We start from the raw sequence: 3,592 nt of genomic DNA, 5'->3' as shown, positions 1-3,592 counted from the left end.
GGACCCAACGGCGCCTGACCTGGCGTGCCGCTCGCACGCGAACCGCTGAACATGCGCGTTAACCCCGTAACACGCACGTCAACCCCTAGATATGCGCCTGGGCGCCGCCCACGCGCATACCATCGGACCCACGCGCCAAGTATCGGGCCCACGCTCGAAGTGTCGGGCCCACGCTCGAAGTGTCGGGCCCACGCTCGAAGTGTCGGGCCCACGCTCGAAGTGTCGGGCCCGCGTGCGAAGTGTCGGGCCCGCGTGCGTGCCATCGGGCCCACGTGCGTGCAAGCGCACATCCTCGAAGCAGTTTCGCATGCAATTCGATTGGGTGAACTTTCAACAGCATCCGCAAACGTTGCAATTCCAACGATATGGAAACGCGGTGCGACACAGTGTCGGGGGAATTGCATGCGACATTTATGGATAACTCGCCCAGTGGGAGTCATGCACTACCACTCATAGCACCGCCGGTAGCGCAGCCGGTAGCGCAGCCACTGGCGCAGCCAGCGGCGCGCCAGCGGCCTGGCACGGTGGCCTGGCACGGTAGATACCGTCGCCGCAAACAACCTGCCCGCCCACCATGACGGATCAAGGGACCACGCACAGACTCGCAATGAAACAACCACCTCAAACACCGACTTTCCCGCACTAACGCACCAGCACACCGAAAAGTCACCACACAACCAACACGCTTTGCCCCTTAACCTCAGGAAGGCCGCCCCTCGGGGCGGCCTTCTCACGGTAATGGCCCGTCGAGTCAGGAACCCGACATCGGGCGGCATTTCGTCGGCTGCTCGATAGGGTCGGTTGACTTCAGGACACGCTGAACATCCTCCGCGCTCATTGCGTCGTCGTAGAAGGTCCCCAACTCGACCTTCACGTCCGCCCCCGTCGCGTCACTGAGGCGCACGTGGGCGCCCGGAAAGAAGCGAGCCACCGAGTAGGCGTTGTCGACACCCTGCGGTCCCGCGGTGATGCGAACTTTACCCGTATACTCTGCGTCAGCGTTTTCCGGATCCTGCGTTTGGAAGCCCGCGGTCGTGAGCATGTCCGTGGCCTTTGACGCCAGTCCCTGATGTTGAGTCGTGTTGACGACAGTGACGGACACCGTCGAGGGGGCCACTGGCTTCGAATTCGCCGTCGGGCAGGGAATGTCGCCCGTTTCGGCATACTCGATCTTGACAGAGAAATCGTTGCCGAAGGGAACCGGCACGATCCCCGTGAACACGAGGACCGCTAACACCACGACGGTGATTAGCGACACGCCGACGATGGCGAACGTCGTGTTCTGACGCTGCTGACGCTCACGCAGGAAGCGCTGACGTGGAGTAAGGACAGTGCGGGACTCGTTCGGTGTACTCACGGTCTCAACACTATCGAATAGGGGCACATAGAGGCCAGATAACGCCCCGTCTGGAGCATTACATCTTGCCCACAGCCACCCCGCGATACGTCGAGAAACCTCGCCACGAAGCCTGGGCCGAGTTCGCGTTACAGGCCTCCACGCGGGAAAACCACTCGGTCACAACCGTCAGCGCGGTAGCACCCCAGCCTCGTAAAGCGTTGACACAGTGGTGGGCCCCGAGGAACCCCTCGGAGCCCACCACGACGGGCACGTCAGTCTACTTGTTCCACTGGAAGTCCCTGGGATTGATCTCACCGGTCGTGCCGGTCATCCAGCCCGCGCGGGCCAGGGCGAAGGAGTTGCCGGTCCTCGTGTTCCAGCAAGTTACGCCGTCCTCGGTTGAGCGACACGCGTAGTCGCCGTTCGTGGCCGCCGTCGTATAGTCGAGCTTAGGGCCACCCGTGGGCATGCTGCTCGCGCAGGACTGCGACGCGTCGGTCTTCGATACCGTCAGCGTCCCCACCTTGGTGTCCGAGCATGCGGGGTAGCCCTCATCCTCCCAATTGGATTCAGCGATACCGCAGGTGACACCGTCGACCGTGAAGGAGCACTTGATGTTGCCGGAGGGCGCCATAAAATTGTCCATCTTGGTCGCTCCGGGGGGAGCGGGGTACTTCACGGGGTCATTCGTGCTGGCACTCGCAGAGGGCCTCGGCGAGGACGCGGACCTGGACGGCGCCGGAGAGGAACCGTTATGAGGCCCGTCATATCCGCGCGTGAAAACGAAGATGACAACGCCGAGAAGGACCACGGCAATGAGCGCGAGAACACCGAGCACAATTCCCATGACCGGGAGGGAGCGACCTTCGCGCGTCGGCGACTGGGGAACCGAACCCGGCTGCACCGTGGGCTGCACCTGGTAGGAGGCACCCGCACCAGGGTATGCCTGCGGCATAACCTGCGTGCGCGTAGCACTACTCGACGACCCAGGATAAGAAGAGCCGACAGACGTGGCGGGGTACACAGCTGTCGCTTCAGGATCCTGAGCAGACTTGTCGCCCATGATCGACTGGCGCTGCACCTGAGCGACGACCTGTTCGCGCGCGCCCACCTTCGGTACCGCCGCGTTAGAGCCGACGACAGCAGAATAAGGGGTTGTCCGTTCGACCTGCGAATAGGAGTTCACGCCGCCCTGTCCCAGGACGTACATGCCGGACTCGGAGGTGCGGATCGAGGAACCAGCGACCGCGCCGGACACATCGCCGTGCATGACAAGATAGCCGTTGGAATCGATATACCCGTCATAGTCGTCACGCGCCTCGAGGGCGGCGTTAATCGCCGGGTCATTGAACTGATGCAGCCAATCAAGCAGGCCGCGATAGGCGTGTGGGTGTGCCGCAACAATCGGGCGCACCTCGGGGTAGCGGAACGCCAGTTGACGCAGCGCTTCAGCGTCGGTCGACGGGTCCTGGGCTGCTGCCGCAGGATTGTCGAAATGCAGCTCTTCTGCCATCGATGCTCCAGACTTCATTGGTCACGCGGTTGTTACACAATACCGCGATCACACGTCACACGTGAAACCTTCTCGTATCTTCTTCCCACCATGCGGCGCTGTCACTTGACAAAAGCACTATGACGCGCCACGAAAGACGAAACTGTCAAAATTAAGCGTCTCAATGTCTGTCGCGAGCGCCTTCACCTGGTCGTCCCAACCCGCTCGTGACGCTTCAAAACCTTCCGGCGTACCAAATTCACGCGCCTGTTGAAGAGCGAAAGACCGAACACCCATCTCACGGGCGATCGTCGCCACCTCAAGCCCATCACCCGGCCCGTCCGGGTAGACGGTCAAGCGCACCTCATGGTCCACCTCCGGGTGAGCCAGCACGATACCCAGAGATTCCCACGCCCGCGCACCGGCCCCCACACGCCCGGCCACGGCCTCGTAATGCTCACGCGTGGCCTTAATGTCAATACCAACCCAATCAACGAGGCCGGCGCCAAGCAAATCCGCGAGGCGTCCCGGGTAGGGGCCTGCCGTGTGCAGGCCAACACCGAAGCCAAGCTCACGCACGCGCACCATCGCTGCGCCGAGCGCGATCTGACGGGTTGCCTCACCGCCGGAGAACACAACCCCGTCGAGCAGACCACGCCTGCGCGCCAACAGGTCCTCCAGCGCGCTCCACGCGACCACGCCCGGGATGCGCGGGTCGATGATCGCGCTGTTGTGGCAGTACGGGCACGCCCACGGGCACC

General features: G+C 62.8%; 3 protein-coding genes. All 3 read right to left on the bottom strand.

Annotated features, from left to right (window positions below):
* Positions 1 to 751 precede the first annotated feature (751 nt).
* Positions 752 to 1,357 (bottom strand): LytR C-terminal domain-containing protein, encoded by a 606-nt coding sequence (locus RYL44_RS10100; RefSeq protein WP_314805511.1) that lies wholly within the window; start codon positions 1,355 to 1,357, stop codon positions 752 to 754.
* Positions 1,358 to 1,616: 259 nt separating this feature from the next.
* The gene (locus RYL44_RS10095) at positions 1,617 to 2,852 is read right to left on the bottom strand and encodes a variant leucine-rich repeat-containing protein (RefSeq protein WP_314975910.1); all 1,236 of its coding nucleotides are present in this window, start codon (positions 2,850 to 2,852) and stop codon (positions 1,617 to 1,619) included.
* A 117-nt stretch (positions 2,853 to 2,969) separates the two neighbouring features.
* A partial coding sequence (locus RYL44_RS10090) for an anaerobic ribonucleoside-triphosphate reductase activating protein (RefSeq protein ID WP_314975909.1) occupies positions 2,970 to 3,592 on the bottom strand: 623 nt, incomplete at its 5' end.

Origin of the sequence: Actinomyces bouchesdurhonensis, from assembly GCF_963540955.1 — a bacterium.
Taxonomy (GTDB): Bacteria; Actinomycetota; Actinomycetes; order Actinomycetales; family Actinomycetaceae; genus Pauljensenia; species Pauljensenia bouchesdurhonensis.
This window is presented reverse-complemented; position numbering and strand designations above follow the sequence as displayed.

Excerpts from the sequence above, each read along its gene's own strand:
- RYL44_RS10095 (WP_314975910.1), bottom strand. The coding sequence starts at position 2,852 with ATGGCAGAAGAGCTGCATTTCGACAATCCTGCGGCAGCAGCCCAGGAC.